This window comes from Arthrobacter sp. MAHUQ-56, assembly GCF_019710585.1.
Lineage (GTDB): Bacteria > Actinomycetota > Actinomycetes > Actinomycetales > Micrococcaceae > Arthrobacter.
Window position 1 is genome coordinate 60,042 of sequence record NZ_JAIFZQ010000004.1, and the last position, 15,425, is coordinate 75,466.

General features: G+C 68.5%; 14 protein-coding genes. 4 read left to right on the forward strand and 10 right to left on the reverse strand.

Annotated features, from left to right (window positions below; all coding sequences use genetic code 11):
* Positions 1-54 precede the first annotated feature (54 nt).
* The 3 genes from K4G53_RS01920 (at position 55) to K4G53_RS01930 (ending at position 3,113) form a co-directional block, all read left to right on the forward strand.
* Positions 55-1,215, forward strand: a complete 1,161-nt coding sequence (locus K4G53_RS01920; protein WP_308287798.1) for a DUF4439 domain-containing protein — start codon at positions 55-57, stop codon at positions 1,213-1,215.
* An 83-nt stretch (positions 1,216-1,298) separates the two neighbouring features.
* Positions 1,299-2,066, forward strand: a complete 768-nt coding sequence (locus K4G53_RS01925) for a VIT family protein (protein ID WP_260323047.1) — start codon at positions 1,299-1,301, stop codon at positions 2,064-2,066.
* Positions 2,067-2,069: 3 nt separating this feature from the next.
* Complete coding sequence (locus tag K4G53_RS01930; protein ID WP_221383813.1) at positions 2,070-3,113, forward strand: aminoglycoside phosphotransferase family protein; 1,044 nt, start codon at positions 2,070-2,072, stop codon at positions 3,111-3,113.
* Here K4G53_RS01930 and K4G53_RS01935 read toward each other — a convergent pair whose 3' ends face one another.
* From K4G53_RS01935 to dxr, 10 genes are all read right to left on the reverse strand, one after another.
* Positions 3,114-4,505 (reverse strand): pyridoxal-dependent decarboxylase, encoded by a 1,392-nt coding sequence (locus K4G53_RS01935; protein WP_221383814.1) that lies wholly within the window; start codon positions 4,503-4,505, stop codon positions 3,114-3,116.
* Positions 4,506-4,575: 70 nt separating this feature from the next.
* Positions 4,576-5,370, reverse strand: coding sequence for a TSUP family transporter (locus K4G53_RS01940; protein WP_221383815.1), 795 nt, complete (start codon positions 5,368-5,370; stop codon positions 4,576-4,578).
* Positions 5,367-7,178 (reverse strand): proline--tRNA ligase, encoded by a 1,812-nt coding sequence (locus tag K4G53_RS01945; RefSeq protein WP_221383816.1) that lies wholly within the window; start codon positions 7,176-7,178, stop codon positions 5,367-5,369. Before K4G53_RS01945 ends, K4G53_RS01940 begins: the two co-directional genes overlap by 4 nt.
* Before the next feature lie 351 nt (positions 7,179-7,529).
* Complete coding sequence (locus K4G53_RS01950) at positions 7,530-8,420, reverse strand: GNAT family N-acetyltransferase (protein ID WP_221384055.1); 891 nt, start codon at positions 8,418-8,420, stop codon at positions 7,530-7,532.
* Positions 8,383-9,549: a flavodoxin-dependent (E)-4-hydroxy-3-methylbut-2-enyl-diphosphate synthase gene (gene ispG / locus K4G53_RS01955; RefSeq protein WP_142134593.1), complete on the reverse strand. Its 1,167-nt coding sequence runs from the start codon at positions 9,547-9,549 to the stop codon at positions 8,383-8,385. The genes K4G53_RS01950 and ispG overlap by 38 nt, the downstream gene beginning before the upstream one ends.
* Before the next feature lie 43 nt (positions 9,550-9,592).
* A complete protein-coding gene (locus K4G53_RS01960; RefSeq protein ID WP_221383817.1) occupies positions 9,593-9,886 on the reverse strand; it encodes a YciI family protein in 294 nt (97 codons plus the stop codon).
* Between the two features lie 66 nt (positions 9,887-9,952).
* Positions 9,953-10,495 carry a hypothetical protein gene (locus K4G53_RS01965; protein ID WP_221383818.1) on the reverse strand — a complete coding sequence of 181 codons (543 nt, stop codon included), beginning with the start codon at positions 10,493-10,495 and terminating at the stop codon, positions 9,953-9,955.
* Between the two features lie 50 nt (positions 10,496-10,545).
* Positions 10,546-11,265, reverse strand: coding sequence for a MarR family transcriptional regulator (locus tag K4G53_RS01970; protein ID WP_221383819.1), 720 nt, complete (start codon positions 11,263-11,265; stop codon positions 10,546-10,548).
* A 77-nt stretch (positions 11,266-11,342) separates the two neighbouring features.
* A complete protein-coding gene (locus tag K4G53_RS01975; protein WP_221383820.1) occupies positions 11,343-12,674 on the reverse strand; it encodes an RIP metalloprotease in 1,332 nt (443 codons plus the stop codon).
* Positions 12,675-12,691: 17 nt separating this feature from the next.
* Positions 12,692-13,876: a 1-deoxy-D-xylulose-5-phosphate reductoisomerase gene (gene dxr, locus K4G53_RS01980; protein ID WP_221383821.1), complete on the reverse strand. Its 1,185-nt coding sequence runs from the start codon at positions 13,874-13,876 to the stop codon at positions 12,692-12,694.
* 84 nt (positions 13,877-13,960) lie between these two features.
* On the opposite strand from dxr, the gene K4G53_RS01985 reads away from it, so the two are divergent.
* Positions 13,961-15,424: a lipase maturation factor family protein gene (locus K4G53_RS01985; protein ID WP_221383822.1), complete on the forward strand. Its 1,464-nt coding sequence runs from the start codon at positions 13,961-13,963 to the stop codon at positions 15,422-15,424.
* Position 15,425: the final 1 nt, after the last annotated feature.

The window sequence follows — 15,425 nt, forward strand, 5'->3', positions numbered from 1 at the left end:
TTTACCGGGCCCGTGGTGCACCGGGTTGCCGCCGCCGTGGCACCATGGTCTGTTGTGAAAGACGACAGCCAGGCCAGCAGCCCCCGCATGCGCAGCGTCCGCTACGCCGTTGTTTCGCTGGCAGCCCTGGTTGTCCTGAGCCTCGGTTTCGCCCTTGTTCCCGCGGAAAATCCCGCCCCTGCGCAGCCGCCGTTCACCGAAGTGGCCCGCGCGGCCGCCCTGGAGGACGCCATGGACCTGCGGGCAGCGGGGATGGAACTTGCGGCCGCAGGTACCGTGGATGCCGCATCGGTGGACCCTGTTGTGACCTTGCTGACCATCCAGGCCAGGGCCCTGCTGGCCCCTGCTGCCGCGGGAGGGCAGGCGGGCATAGGGACAACCGCCCCCGCTTCGGCATCTCCTGCCGCCACCCCTGCGTCCGGGCTGCCCAAACCCACACCGACATCCGCACAGGAGGGGATGTCGGGCCTTGCCAGCGCACTCGTGGCCAGCGGCACCAAACGCATCAAGGACGCGCAGGAGGCCGACGGCGGGATGGCCAGGCTCCTCGCCGGCACGGGCACCGCGCAACTCCTGGCCGCAGCCCGGCTTGCCGCCGCGGCAGGAGCACCGGTGGCACCGGCTGATCCGGGACCAGTGGCGGCAGTTCCTGTTCCGGCGGAAACAGGTCCTTCCTGCCCGGCCGTTCCCGCAGCCGAAAGCACCGGGCCGGGAGGCACCGGGCCGGAAGGCACCGGGCAGGGAGGCACCGGGCCGGGTGCGGCGTTGGCTGCCGCCTTGGCCGCGGAGCAGCAGGCAGTCTATGGCTACCAGGCGGCCCTCCCCCGCCTCGGTGCCGCCGATGCCGGGACTGCCCTGACCTATCTGGGGCAGCACGATGACCTCCTGCAGGCAGCGGAAGCCCGGCTCCCCCTGGTCTGTGCAACAGCCGCGCCGCAGCAGCCCGGGTACGCCCTGGACGCCCGGTTCCTCGCCGCGCCGGCAGCCGGACTGGGCAGGCTTGAGGCGGCAACAATGGCGGCCTACGGCGATCTGGTGGCACTTTCGCAAGGGACAGTCCGGGCATGGGCGCTGGCGGCACTGCAGTCGGCAGCCGGGCGCGCCGCCCGCTGGGGCGCCGATCCGGGCCCTGTTCCCGGCCTTCCGCTGGATGTTGACCGGTTGCCCGGCCTTCCCTCCGGACCGGCCCAGGCTCCCTCCCCGACGGCGACGTAAGCAGCGGCCACACCGGAATAATCTTTCGGAACCCGCTGCCCGGGAGAGTGGCGACGGCCATGCTGTGATGGTTTGCTGGAGGCATGGACCCATACGAACCGGCCGGGCCTGCCGGAACCCCTGATGCCGGCAGCGGGCTGAACCGCCATCTGGACACCGAACCGCACGGGAACGACATCGCGCACCGGTTGAACTGGCTGCGTGCGGGCGTCCTGGGCGCAAATGACGGCATCGTCTCGGTCGCGGCCATTGTGGTGGGCGTGGCCGGCGCCACGGCCGACACCGGTCCCATCCTGGCCGCCGGCGTGGCAGGCGTAGTGGGCGGCGCGGTGTCCATGGCCCTGGGCGAATACGTTTCGGTCAGCAGCCAAAGCGACAGCCAGCGCGCCCTGATCGACAAGGAACGCCGGGAGCTGGCGGAGGAACCGGAAGAAGAACTGGCCGAGCTCACATCCATTTACCAGGCGAAGGGGCTGACCCCGGAGACGGCAGCCAAGGTTGCCGAAGAACTGACCGCGCACGACGCCCTGGCGGCGCATTTGTCCGCCGAACTCAATATCGATGAGACAGACATCGTCAGCCCGTGGCATGCTGCCTTCGCCTCCGCCATCGCCTTCACCATCGGCGCGGTCCTGCCGATGCTGGCGATCCTTCTTCCCCCGCCGGAGATCCGGGTTCCACTGACATTCGCCGCCGTCCTGGTGGCGCTGGCGCTGACCGGGGCGCTGGGCGCCTGGATCGGCGGCGGCTCAAGAACCAAGGCTGCGGTCCGGGTGGTGGTGGGCGGTGCCCTGGCGCTGGCGGCGACGTTCATCATCGGCAACCTGCTGGGCGCCTCGGGCGTGGTCTAAGGCGTGTTGCCCCACCCGCTGATCCCCATTCCCGCAGGCCTGGCGGCGCGGTACTCCGGCAGCAGCGCCGGACGGTCCTGGCTCTCCTTGCTTCCGGACTTGGTAGAGCGATGCCTGGACCAGTGGCGGCTCACGCCTGACCTCGCGCCCGGCAGTGTTCCGTGGCACGGCCACGGCGCCATCGTCATCCCGGTCCGGCGGGAGAACGGAAGCGCCGCGGTGCTCAAGGTTGCATTTCCCCACGACGAGGCCAAACTGGAACGCCACGCGCTGGCACTGTGGGGCGGACGGGGTGCGGTGTCACTCTTGGCAGCGGATGCCGAGGCCTGCTCCATGCTGCTGGAGCGCCTGGACGCCGGCCGGTCCGCGGCGGAGCTGCCCCTGGACGAAGCTGCGCACGTCTGGGGCGGGACGGTACGGCAACTGGGACTGGTCCCGGACCACCGGTCCGAGTGGCGGAAGTTTGGCCACATCGCCGCCCGGGCCGAGCAGTGGAGTGATGACTTTCCAGCCGAGTGGGAACAGCTGGGCCGGCCCTTCCCGCGCTGGCTGCTGGAAGCGGCGCTGGAGGTCTGCCAGACCCGCGGTGCCGTGGGACGGCGCTCAGCCCATGATGTCCTGGTGCATACCGACCTGCATTTCCTGAATATCCTGGCGCGGCCCGCGGCGCCGGTTGAGGGTGCGGCGGCAGCCGAAGCTGGGGGCGGCACGGCCGGCGGGTACGCCGCCATCGACCCGCAACCCATGATTGGCGAGCCCGAGTTCGCCGTGGCACCGCTGCTGTGGAACCGCCTCCGGGACCTGCCGGCGGACCAGCCCGACAAGGGCCTGCTGCGCCGCTGCCGCAGCTTCAGCACCGCCGCGGGCCTCGATCCGGAGGTGTCCCGGCAGTGGGCCATTGCCAGGGAGGTGGACAACGCCCTCTGGTCGGCCGCGCACGGCAAATCCGGGGACCTGGCCCGCTCGCTCTGGGTGGCCAGCACCCTCGCCGGCCGGACGTTGGAAGGCCTGCCGCACGCCCACGCGCTGCCGGAGCCCGGGGAGTAATCAGGTTCCCCGCACCGCGGCCAGCGCCGACCGGACGGCGTCCACGGCGGCGCCGACTTCCTCGCCTGCCGTGTGCCAGTTGCTCACCGAAACGCGGAGGATGTCGCGGTCCCGCCAGCGCGAGCCCGACATCCAGACCCGCCCCTCCCCGATGATCCGCTCGGTGACCGCGCGGGTGGTTGCGTCATCGCCGAAGGCGACGCACACCTGGGTGTAGCCGACGTCGTTGAGCACCTCCACACCGTCCAGGGCTGCCAGCCCTTCGGCGATCGCGGAGGCAGCGGCTGCCAGTCCCGCCACCTGGGCAGCCACCCCGTCCCTGCCGAGGCTCTTGAGGGCGGCCCACACGGGTATGCCCCGCGCCCTGCGGGACAGCTCGGGGACCTTCTCGAACGGGTCGCCGGGGCCTTCCGCCTCGTGCACCAGGTAGCTCGCGTGCAGGCTCATGGCGGCGCGCAGGGCCGACGGGTCCCGGACGACGGCGATCCCGCAGTCGTAGGGCACGTTCAGGGTCTTGTGGGCGTCGGTCCCCCACGAGTCGGCCTCCTCATACCCCTCCGTGAGGCGGCGCAGTTCGGGTGCAGCGGCGGCCCACAGCCCGAACGCCCCGTCGATATGGACCCACGCGCCGTGTTTGCGTGCGACGGCGATCGCCGCGGCAAAGGGGTCGAAGGCGCCGGAGTGCAGGTTGCCGGCCTGGAGGCACACCAGGGCGGGGCCGGAGCCGGCAGCGAGGGCGGCGTCCAGCGCGGCCGGAAGCAGGCGGCCCTGCGCGTCGGCGTCGACCTGGGTTGGCCTGCCGAGTCCCAGGTACCGGAGGCCAAGGTCGACTGTGTCGTGCCGTTCCCGGCCCACGAAGCAGCGGATTCGCGGTGCGCCGGACAGCCCGTCCCGGTCCAGGTCCCACCCGGCGTCGGCCAGGAGCCGCCAGCGGGCGGCCGCCATCCCGGTGAAGTTGGCCATGGTGGCCCCGGTGACGAAGCCGACGTCGGACCCGCCGGGCAGCCCCAGCAGTTCCAGCAGCCACTTTCCGGCGCTGTCCTCGATGGCGGCCGTGGCGGGCGTGGCATAGCGCATGGCCGCGTTCTGGTCCCAGGCGCTGACCAGCCAGTCCGAGGCGAGGGCCGCCGGCAGGGTGCCCCCGATGACCCAGCCGAAGAAGCGCCCGGAGGGCATGGCCATCAGTCCCGGTTCCGCTTCCCGGGCCAGGAAGTCGATGACGTCCGCGGCCGGCATCCCCGAGTCAGGAAGCGGGCCGCCGAACACCGCGGCGAGTTCCGATGCGTTGCTGCGGGGTCCCACTGGGCGGTCCGGAAGGCTGTGCAGCCAGGCTTCCGAATGGCGTGCCGCGGCCGCCAGGGCCCGGGCGTACTCGTCGTCGCCGTGTGACATACCTGCATGCTACGCCCGGCCGGCACATGCCACGAGGACCACCTTCCCCGGACCACGGTGGCCGGGAGGGTCAGGAGAAGTTTTCCTGCCAGACGTCGTAGCCGAGCTTGACGATCAGGGCCGCAACGACCACCAGGAAGACCACCCGGACGAACTTGCTGCCCTGCTTCACGGCGGTGCGGGCGCCGAGGTAGCCGCCGGCCATATTTGCCCCGCCAAGCAGCAGCCCGATGCCCCACAGGATGGAACCGTGCGGCAGGAAGAACATCAGGGCCCCCGCGTTGGTTGCCATGTTCACGATCTTGGCTTTGGCGCTGGCCTCCAGGAAGGCATAGCCCATGGCGGACACCAGGGCGATGACCAGGAACGAACCGGTCCCGGGGCCGATCAGGCCGTCGTAGAAGCCGATCACGGCACCGATCAGGCAGGCAACAACGTAGTGCTTGTGGCCGTCGTGCCGGAGCTCCGTCAGCTCTCCGACGCTCGGCCGGAGCGCGGTGAAAAGCGCGACGGCGACCAGGGCCACCACGATGATGGGCTTGAACACCCCGGCGGGAAGGATGGCCGCCAGGCTGGCACCGCCGAAACTTCCCGCAAGCGCTATGACCGCCATCGGAACGGCCGTGCGAAGGTCGGGGCCCACCCGCCGATAGTACGTTGCGGCGCTGGTGGCGGTCCCGAAGATGGAGCCCATCTTGTTGGTTGCCAAGGCCTGGACCGGCGCAATGCCCGGTACGAGCAGCAGGGCGGGCAGCTGGATCAATCCTCCGCCGCCCACCACGGCATCAACCCAGCCTGCAGCGAATCCGGCCACCACGATCAGGATAATGGTGGTGAGCTGGATCGATTCGAAGCCGGAGGTCACTGGTTGCGGACGGCGTTGACCACGTAGTCAACTGCCTTGTCCACCTCGATGTTCTCGGCTTGTCCGCTGCGGCGGTCCTTGATTTCCACCACGCCGTCCACCAGGCCGCGGCCGACGGCCAGGATGGTGGGCACGCCGACGAGTTCCGCGTCACCGAACTTCACGCCGGGCGAAACCTTGGGCCGGTCGTCATAGATGACGTCCAGGCCGGCCGCTTCGAGTTCCGCGGAAAGCTTTTCTGCGGCTTCGAAGATCTCCTCGCCGCGCCCGACCGCCACGACGTGCACATCGGCCGGGGCGACGGCGCGCGGCCAGACCAGGCCGCGGTCGTCGTGGTTGGCTTCGGCCAGGGCAGCGACGGCCCTGGTGACGCCGACGCCGTAGGAGCCCATGGTGACAACGACCTGCTTGCCGTTCTGGTCCAGGACCTTCAGGTCCAGCGCTTCGGCGTACTTGCGGCCAAGCTGGAAGATGTGGCCCATCTCGATGCCGCGCGCCGTTTCCAGGGGGCCGGAGCCGTCAGGTGAGGGGTCACCGGCGCGGACTTCGGTGCATTCGATCACGCCGTCCCAGCCGAAGTCGCGGCCGGCCACCAGGCCGAAGACGTGCTTTCCGGCCTCGTTGGCGCCGGTGATCCATGCGGTGCCGCGGACTACGCGGGGGTCCACCAGGTAGAGCAGGTTGGTGGCGCTTTCGGCGCCGAGGAGCGGCTCGTCCAGGGACAGGCCGGGGCCGAGGTAGCCCTTGACGATCAGCGGCTGCTTCTTGAGGTCTTCCTCGCCCGCCTGCTCCAGCCCGATTTCGCCGGCCACCGGAAGGAAAGCGCCGATGTTCGCCTCGACGCGCTTGAGGTCCACCCCGCGGTCGCCCGGCACTCCGATGACCACCAGCTGGCGCTCACCGGTGGGCAGCGTGACGGCGAGGACCACGTTCTTGAGCGTGTCCGCGGCAGTCCATGCACCGCCGTCGGCCTCTGCCCGCGGGGCAATCTGGTTGGCCGCGGCAACAAGGGTCTCGATGGTCGGCGTGTCCGGAGTGTCCAGGACCTCGGCGGCCGGGGCGTTGCTGAAGTCGATATCCGCAGGGACAACGGTGGTGACCGCTTCGACGTTGGCTGCATAGCCGCCGGCGGAGCGGACGAAGGTGTCCTCACCGATCTCGGTGGGGAAGAGGAACTCTTCGCTCTTGGAACCGCCCATGGCCCCGGCGGTGGCTGCCACGGGCACCACTTCGAGTCCGAGCCGTTCGAAAATCTTCAGGTACGCGGCGCGGTGGGCGGCGTAGCTGGCGTCCAGGCCGGCGTCGTCGACGTCGAAGGAGTAGGAATCCTTCATGATGAACTCGCGCCCGCGGAGGAGGCCGGCCCGGGGGCGCGCCTCGTCACGGTACTTGTTCTGGATCTGGTAGAGGCTCAGCGGCAGGTCCTTGTAGGACGAGTAGAGGTCCTTGACCAGGAGGGTGAACATTTCCTCATGCGTGGGGGCCAGCAGGTAATCGGCGCCCTTGCGGTCCTGGAGGCGGAAGAGTCCCTCACCGTATTCGGTCCAGCGGTTGGTGGCCTCGTAGGGTTCGCGGGGCAGCAGCGCCGGGAAGTGCACCTCCTGGGCACCGATGGCCGCCATCTCCTCGCGGATCACCTGCTCGACCTTGCGCAGGACGCTCAGACCCAGCGGGAGCCAGGTGTAGATTCCGGGGGCCGCGCGGCGGATGTAGCCGGCGCGGACGAGGAGCTTGTGGCTGGCGACCTCGGCGTCGACGGGATCTTCGCGCAGCGTGCGCAGGAAAAGCTTGGACAGGCGTAGGACCACGGGTGGTATCCGTTTCTGGGGAAGTGCTGGGTCAGCAGGGCCGGACAAAATCGTCTGGGTACTAATCTACCGGCACCGGGGCTCCGGCACGGACTGCGCGGGTGCCGCTCACGGGAGGAAGCCCGGACACAGTAGAGCCACGCCCGGAATAACAAAGCCCCTGGCCCCCCAATGAGGCTGGTCATCGCATCCGGGCGTGGCTCAACGCCGTTATCGCCTAAGTACTGGTGAGGACTGGTGAGACCGCCCACCCCACTTCCAGCGCAGCTAGATTGAACTTATGTGATCGCGCACACGTTTGACAAGTACTTTTCACAAGCCGGCCTTCAGGCGGGGACGGCGGCAGGGCAACTAGAACAGAACCGTAGCGAACGTGCCCACCTGGCGGAAGCCCACCCGCTCATAGGTGGACCGCGCCCTGGTGTTGAAGCCGTTGACGTACAGGCTCGTAATGGGGGCGATCTTTTGCGCCTGTTCCACTACGGCGGACATGTAGCCGGAGCTCAGCCCCTGGCCGCGGAAGAGCGGGTTCATCCACACGCCCTGGACCTGGGTGACGTCCGCTGTGACAGCGCCCAGCTCGGCCTTGAACACCACTTCGCGGGCGTCGTTGAGGTGGACGAGGGAGTGGCCCTGCCGGATGAGGCCTTCCACGCGGCGGCTGTAGAACTCCCTGCCGCCAAGGTACGGCGAATAGCCCACTTCCTCCTCGAACATGGCTGCGCACGCCGGGAGGATGCGGTCGAAGTCGGCCAGGTTTCCGTGGCCCAGCCCCGGGTTGGGCTGCACCCGGGGAGGTTCGTCGATGATCATCAGCGGCTGGTCGTCGCGGACCTCGTGGGCCCGGTGGCCCAGTTCCGCCAGTTCGGCGTTGATGGCGAGTACGGCCTCCGCGGGGCCGAATGCTGAGGCGTAGCGGCGGCCCGAACTGTTGGCCGCCTCCGCCACGAGGGGTGCGAGGGCCGGGTCCAGCTGGACCGGGACCAGGTTGGCCCCGGCCCAGCAGGCACCCGAAAGGATGCCGTCGTCGAAAATGCCAATGATCCCAGCGCCGCCACTGGTTGGTGCAGCGGTGCCCGTAGCCCGCAAGTGGGCAAGGATGAACACGTTGGCCACTGGGTCCTGCTGCGCCAGCAGCCTCAGCGCGCCGGTATCGTGGCCGTCGAGTGTACGGACGGAAAGGCCCGCAGGGTCCGGAACGTCCCTACGAGACGCTAACCACGGGGCTACCCTTGACAGCATCTTCGCCATCGGCCTCCCCCATCTCTTCCGCGATACGCATGGCCTCTTCGATCAGTGTCTCAACAATCGCGCTCTCAGGGACAGTCTTGATGACTTCACCCTTCACAAAGATCTGCCCCTTGCCGTTTCCGGAGGCAACACCGAGGTCGGCCTCACGGGCCTCGCCCGGCCCGTTCACGACGCAGCCCATGACCGCAACGCGCAGCGGGATCTCCATGCCTTCCAGGCCGGCGGTGACCTGCTCTGCCAGGGTGTACACGTCCACCTGGGCGCGGCCGCAGGACGGGCAGGAGACGATTTCCAGCTTGCGCGGGCGCAGGTTCAGGGACTGGAGGATCTGGTTTCCCACCTTGATCTCTTCCACCGGGGGCGCCGACAGCGAGACACGGATGGTGTCGCCGATGCCGCGGGAGAGGAGGGCGCCGAACGCAGTGGCCGACTTGATGGTGCCCTGGAACGCCGGTCCGGCCTCGGTGACGCCCAGGTGCAGCGGCCAGTCACCCTTTTCGGCCAGCATTTCGTACGCGGCCACCATGACTACGGGATCGTTGTGCTTCACCGAAATCTTGAAATCGTGGAAGCCGTGCTCCTCGAAGAGCGAGGCTTCCCACACGGCCGATTCGACCAGCGCCTCGGGTGTGGCCTTGCCGTATTTCTTGAGGATGCCCGGTTCCAGGGATCCGGCGTTAACGCCGATGCGGATGGAGGTGCCGTGGTCCTTTGCGGCGGCGGCGATCTCCTTCACCTGGTCGTCGAACTTCCGGATATTCCCCGGGTTCACACGGACGGCGGCACAGCCGGCCTCAATGGCGGCGAAAACGTACTTGGGCTGGAAGTGGATGTCAGCGATCACCGGGATCTGGGACTTCCGGGCAATGATGGGCAGCGCCTCCGCGTCATCCGCAGAGGGGCAGGCCACGCGGACAATGTCGCAGCCGGAAGCCGTCAGCTCAGCGATCTGCTGCAGGGTGGCGTTGATGTCCGTGGTGGGCGTGGTGGTCATGGACTGCACGCTGATGGGGTAATCGGACCCTACCCCCACTGAGCCGACCTTGATCTGGCGCGTCTTGCGGCGCGGGGCAAGGACGGGCGGCGGTGCTGACGGCATTCCCAGGCTGACCGAGGTCACGTGGACTCCTTGAGTTGAAGCGGTATGGAGGAGGAGGCGGCGGCTACGCGGCGAGCCCGGCGAACATGCCGATCACCGGCGACCACTCGGTGATGCGGATTCCGGCGATGACGTCTGCTGCTGCGTAGGGATCCTGCTTGAGGATCGAGTTGAGTGTGGCCTCGTCTGCCGTCTTGAAGATCAGCAGGGCGCCGGCGCCGTCACCGTAGGGGCCGCTGGCCAGGATGACGCCGTCCTGCGCCAGGTTCCCGCTCCACTCACGGTGCGCGGGGCGGATCTCGTTGCGGGTTTCGGTGGAGTTGGCGGCATAAACATACTCAACGGCAAAAACTGTCATACGGCTACCCTATCGCCATGGCTGGCTTCGCACGCAGCCGGCGGCAGGCGCCCGGCACCCGGCGGCTCAGTGCAGGAACAGGACCTTGACCGCGGCAGCCGTTCCGGCCGCCCAGAGCATCGAGGCCAGCGTCCCGATAATGAAGCGTTCAGCGGCCACAGGCGTTTCCTTGAGCTCGGCGAACCGGCCCAGGCCTTTAATGGCCACAATGTAGGCGATGGCCACGGGCTGGCCGGTGAGGATGGCCAGGCAGACTCCCAGCCGCTCCAGCACCCCGATGATGGCTCCGCCGCGCAGGATGCGCTGGCCGTGGGCAGTGGTTGCCCCGGCGGGAGTGCCCGACGCCGGCTGGCCGGCCTGCACCGTCAACTCGCTGTCCACGGACTGGTCGCCGGGGTCCTGGTGGCCTGTGTCGGCGGGGTCGCGGGAGGCGGGGCCGACGGTGACGTCCGCAGCGGGGTCTTCCGCTGCCCGGCGGGCTTCCTCGGCAGCTTTGGCGGCGTCCGCCTTGTCATCTATGGTCCTGGCCAGCTTGAACACCAGCGCGGTGACGGGCCAGCCGACAAAGCCGGCAACCACCAGGGCGGCAGCAATCCACAGTGCGTCCATTGGACTCCTCCTCCAGGGTTGTCATCCGCTCCGCCACGGAACGGCGGCCCTCATGCCCCTGCGCCGGGGATGAGGGAATCGGCATGTTCCAGCAGCATTGCGGCGGCAGGCCGTGCCGCCCATTCTTCCTGCCATCCGGAGCGGAGCACGGTACGGCTCACCGATTGCTCGGTGATTCCAAGTTCCAGTGCCACCTGCTTCTGGCTTCCGTGCCGGCCAGGGCCCTGGCGGCGCAGCGCATCGACCACCCGCCACTGGGCGTCGGTGCGTTCCTGGATGAGGCGGCCCAGCAGCCGCAGCACCGCTTCCGCGTTGGCGCATGCCTGCCCCACCTCCTCCGCCGCGGCTCCGCCCGCTCCACCGGCAATAGTGCCGGCTACCACCGACAACGGAACCTGGGACCCGGCGGCCTTGGCCAGTTCGACGGCCTTCCGGGCAGCAACGAAGGCCGTTCCCGTGCCCTCGCGGGGGCTGGCTGAAGCGGGCAGGGACACGGTGCCGACGCCGATTCCCACATACCAGCGCCCGTGCCGGAGGGCGTGCAGGGCGATGGCCACGACGGCGGCGGCATCCTGCACCACGCCCTGCACCTCATCCCCCACGGACCGTTCGAAGCGGGGCGGTTCAAAGCTGGACTGCTCGAAGCTGGACTGTTCGAAGCTGGACTGTTCCGGACGCGGCAGGTCGAGGGCGGCCAGTTCGGAGAGGAGGTGCGGAACCCTGTCCACGTCCCCGGTGCTGCCCCGCTGGTCGATGGTCATGACGAACATCCATCAACCGTATCCGGCTGATTGCGAATAATCAATCAAATTTGACTGATATCTGTAAATCAACCGTTGCGGGGTGACTATCCAAACAAATTGACGGGCTTGACGATGTCCGCGTAAATGAGCAGCACGCTCATGCCCATCAGCAGGGCTGCCACGACATAGGTGACGGGCAGGAGCTTGGCGATGTCGAAGGCCCCCGGGTCCGGCCGGCCGCGCAGCTTTGCCACCTGGCGCCGCGCGCCCTCGTAGAGTGCTCCGGCAACGTGGCCGCCGTCCAGCGGCAGCAGCGGGATCAGGTTGAACACGGCAAGCGCAAAGTTCAGGCCCGCCAGCAGGCCAACGAGGGTTGCCACCCGGGACTGCATCGGTACGGCCTCCATGGCTGCCACCTCCCCTGCCACGCGGCCCACGCCCACCACGCTGATGGGGCCGTTGGGGTCCCGCGGTTCTTCGCTGAAGGCTGCCTTCGCCACGCCCACCACGCGGGCCGGCAGGTTGAAGACAACCCCGGCCACTTGCCGGATGTTCTCCCCCGCCATGGGCAGCACGGACGACGCCGGCTGGGGTACCAGCGCGGTCTGCGCGCCGATGCCAAGGAAGCCGACCTCCTGGTACTGCAGGGTGCCGTCAGCGTTGGTGGCCTGCCGTCCGTCGGGTCCCATCACCGGCCGGGCCGAGAGCACCGGGGTCACCGTGGTGGACACCGGGTTGCCGTCCCGCTGGACCGTGATGGCCACTTCCTTGCCGGCGGAGGCGCGGATCCATTCGGTCAGCTGCGCCCAGCTGGTAACAGCCTTGTCATCGAAGGAGGTGATGGTGTCGCCGGGCTTGAGCCCTGCGGCCGCCGCGGGCGTCAGCTGGCAGTCGGCCGAATCCGGGTCGACGGTCTGGCCCGCCGCCACCTGGCACTTGGAGACGTCGGCGATGGTGGTGGTGGCCGTGGCAATGCCGAAGCCCATCAGCAGCACGGCGGTCAGGAGCAGGCCGAGGACCATGTTCATGGCCGGGCCGCCGAGCATCACGATGATCTTCTTCCAGACCGGCAGGCGGTAGAACACGCGGTTTTCGTCGCCGGGCCCCACCTCCTCGTGCGCCATGGAGCGGGCTTCGGAGGCCAGGGTCTGGAACATGCCGGTGCTGGAGGGCCGGACGGTTCCGTCGTCCTTGTTCGGCGGGTACATGCCGATCATGGAGACGTAGCCCCCCAGCGGGACGGCCTTGACGCCGTACTCCGTTTCGCCTTTCCGCCGGGACCAGAGGGTGGGCCCGAAGCCGATCATGTATTTGGTGACGCGCACCTTGAAGAGCTTGGCCGGCAACAGGTGGCCCACCTCGTGCAGCGCAATGGACACAGCGATGCCGATCGCCACGAAGACGACACCGAGGATGAAAAGTAGGACAGGGGTCATGGAGGTGCTGCTGCTTCCTAGAGACTGCTGACTGCTAAACGTTCATGGGCGCGGGCGCGTGCCCAGCTTTCGGCATCCAATACGGATTCCACCGTCAGCCCGGAGGAACCTGAATGTTCGCTGAGCACGCCCGCCACCGTATCCACGATGTCGGTGAACCTGATGCGGCCGGCGTGGAACGCCGTCACCGCTTCCTCGTTGGCCGCGTTGAAGACCGCGGGGAAGGTGCTGCCCTGCCTGGCGGCTTCCTTTGCCAGGTCCACGGCGGGGAAAGCCTTCACGTCGAGGGGCTCGAAGGTCCAGGTGGCCGCCTGGGTCCAGTCGCACGCGGGAGCGGCCTTTGCCACCCGGTGCGGCCAGCCGAGCCCGAGGGCGATGGGCAGGCGCATGTCCGGCGGGGAAGCCTGGGCTATGGTCGAGCCGTCGATGAACTGGACCATGGAGTGGACCACGGACTGGGGATGGACCACCACGTCGATCCGGTCCAGCGGAATATCGAACAGCAGGTGCGCCTCGATGACTTCCAGGCCCTTGTTCACCAGGGTGGCGGAGTTGGTGGTGACCATCACGCCCATGTCCCAGGTGGGGTGGGCCAGTGCCTCCTGCGGGGTCACTTCGTGGAGCTCGTCCCGGCTGCGGCCGCGGAAGGGGCCGCCGGACGCGGTGAGGACGAGTCTGTCCATTTCGGCGGCGGTGCCGGAGCGCAGGCACTGGGCAATCGCCGAATGCTCCGAGTCCACGGGAACGATCTGGCCGTCCCGGGCTGCGGCCTTGACCAGGCTGCCGCCCACGATCAGGGACTCCTTGTTGGCCAGGGCCAGGGTGGCCCCGGCCTGCAGGGCTGCCAGCGTGGGTGCCAGTCCGATGGAGCCGGTGATGCCGTTGAGCACCACGTCCGCCGGTACCGCGGCGATCCGGGTGGAAGCATCCGGGCCGGAAATGATCTCCGGCCGGTAGCCCCGGCGGCCTGCTTTGGTGGCCGCTTCAGCGATGAGCGATTCAAGCCGGGCTGGATCGCCACCGGCAATGCCGACGGCGGCGGCACCGGTGTGGACAGCCTGCCGGGCCAGCAGCTCCAGGTTTCCGCCGCCGGAACTGAGTGCCACCACCTCGAAAAGGTGCGGGGCGCCGTCGACGACGTCAATCGCCTGGGTGCCGATGGAACCGGTGGATCCGAGGATGACGATTCTGCGTGGCTGCATTGATTAAGTATCCCGCACCGTTCCCGGCCTGCTGCGCCGGCCCCGCTCCTTGACCACAGGGCGGCCCGGCGTAACGTGGTTTTCGTGGACTGGCTCTCCTGGTTCGACGCGCCGGAGTATGAACTGGCGCGGCAGGTGCTGCAGCGCGGGGTGGCTGCGCTGTACTTCGTCGCGTTCCTGTCCACGCTCAACCAGTTCCCCGCCCTGCTCGGCGAGCGCGGCCTTCTTCCCGTCCCGGAATTCCTGGCCGGCTTCAGCCGCTTGCGCCGTCCCACCCTGTTCCGCTGGCGGTATTCGGACGGATTGCTGCGCGCTGTCTGCGCCGTTGGCCTGGTGGTCTCGGCGCTGCTGGTGGCCGGAATCCCGCAGCTGGGGCCGCCCTGGGTCCCTTTGGCAGCGTTCCTTGCCCTGTGGCTGCTGTACATGTCCATCGTGAACGTGGGCCAGACGTTTTACGGGTTCGGCTGGGAAATGCTGCTCCTGGAAGCAGGCTTCACCGTGGGTTTCCTGGGCTCGAACCAGACTGACCCGCCGCGGACCATCCTCATCCTGGTTGTGTGGCTGGTGTTCCGGCTGGAGTTCGGGGCGGGCATGATCAAGATCCGCGGCGGCCGGGAGTGGCGGGACCTGACGGCCCTGTACTACCACCACGAGACCCAGCCCATGCCCGGGCCGCTCAGCCGCCAGGCGCACCTGCTGCCCAAGCCGCTGCACCGCATTGAAGTAGTGGGCAACCACTTCGCGCAGCTGGTGGTTCCCTTCTTCCTGTTCGCGCCCCAGCCGGTGGCCAGCGTCGCCGCCGGGGTGGTCATCGTCACCCAGTTGTGGCTGGTGGCCAGCGGCAACTTCGCCTGGCTGAACTGGATCGCGATCGTGCTGGCGTTCGCCGCGGTGAGCGATCCGGTGGCCCACGCGGTGATCCCGGCGGTTCCCGGCGACTGGCACGCGGGAACAGACCGGGACACCCCCTTGTGGTGGCTGGCCATCACGTTGGCCGCCACCCTGCTGCTGCTGGTCCTGAGCTACTGGCCGCTGCGGAACCTGTTCTCCCGCCGCCAGCTGATGAACGCCAGCTTCAACCGCTGGCAGCTGGTCAACACCTACGGCGCCTTCGGCACTGTGACGAAGCAGCGCATCGAGATCGTAGTGGAAGGCACGCTGGATGAGGATCCGGATGACTCCTCGGACTGGCGGGAGTACGGCTTCAAGGGAAAGCCCGGGGACGTGCGGCGGCTGCCACGGCAGTGGGCGCCGTACCACCTGCGGCTGGACTGGCTGATGTGGTTCCTGCCGCTGCGCAGCGTGCACGAGGAATGGTTCTACGCCTTCCTGGCCAAGCTTTTGGAAGCGGACCGGCAGGTGCTGCGGCTGCTCCGTCATGACCCGTTCGACGGCGCCGCGCCCCGTTGGGTGCGCGTGCGCAGCTTCCATTACCGCTTTGCCACGCGCAAGGAATTCCGGGAAACCGGCAACCGCTGGGTGCGCACGCTGCTGCATGAGCCGATCCCGCCGTCGTCGCTGCGCCGGTCGAAGGGGCGGTTGGGCTGAA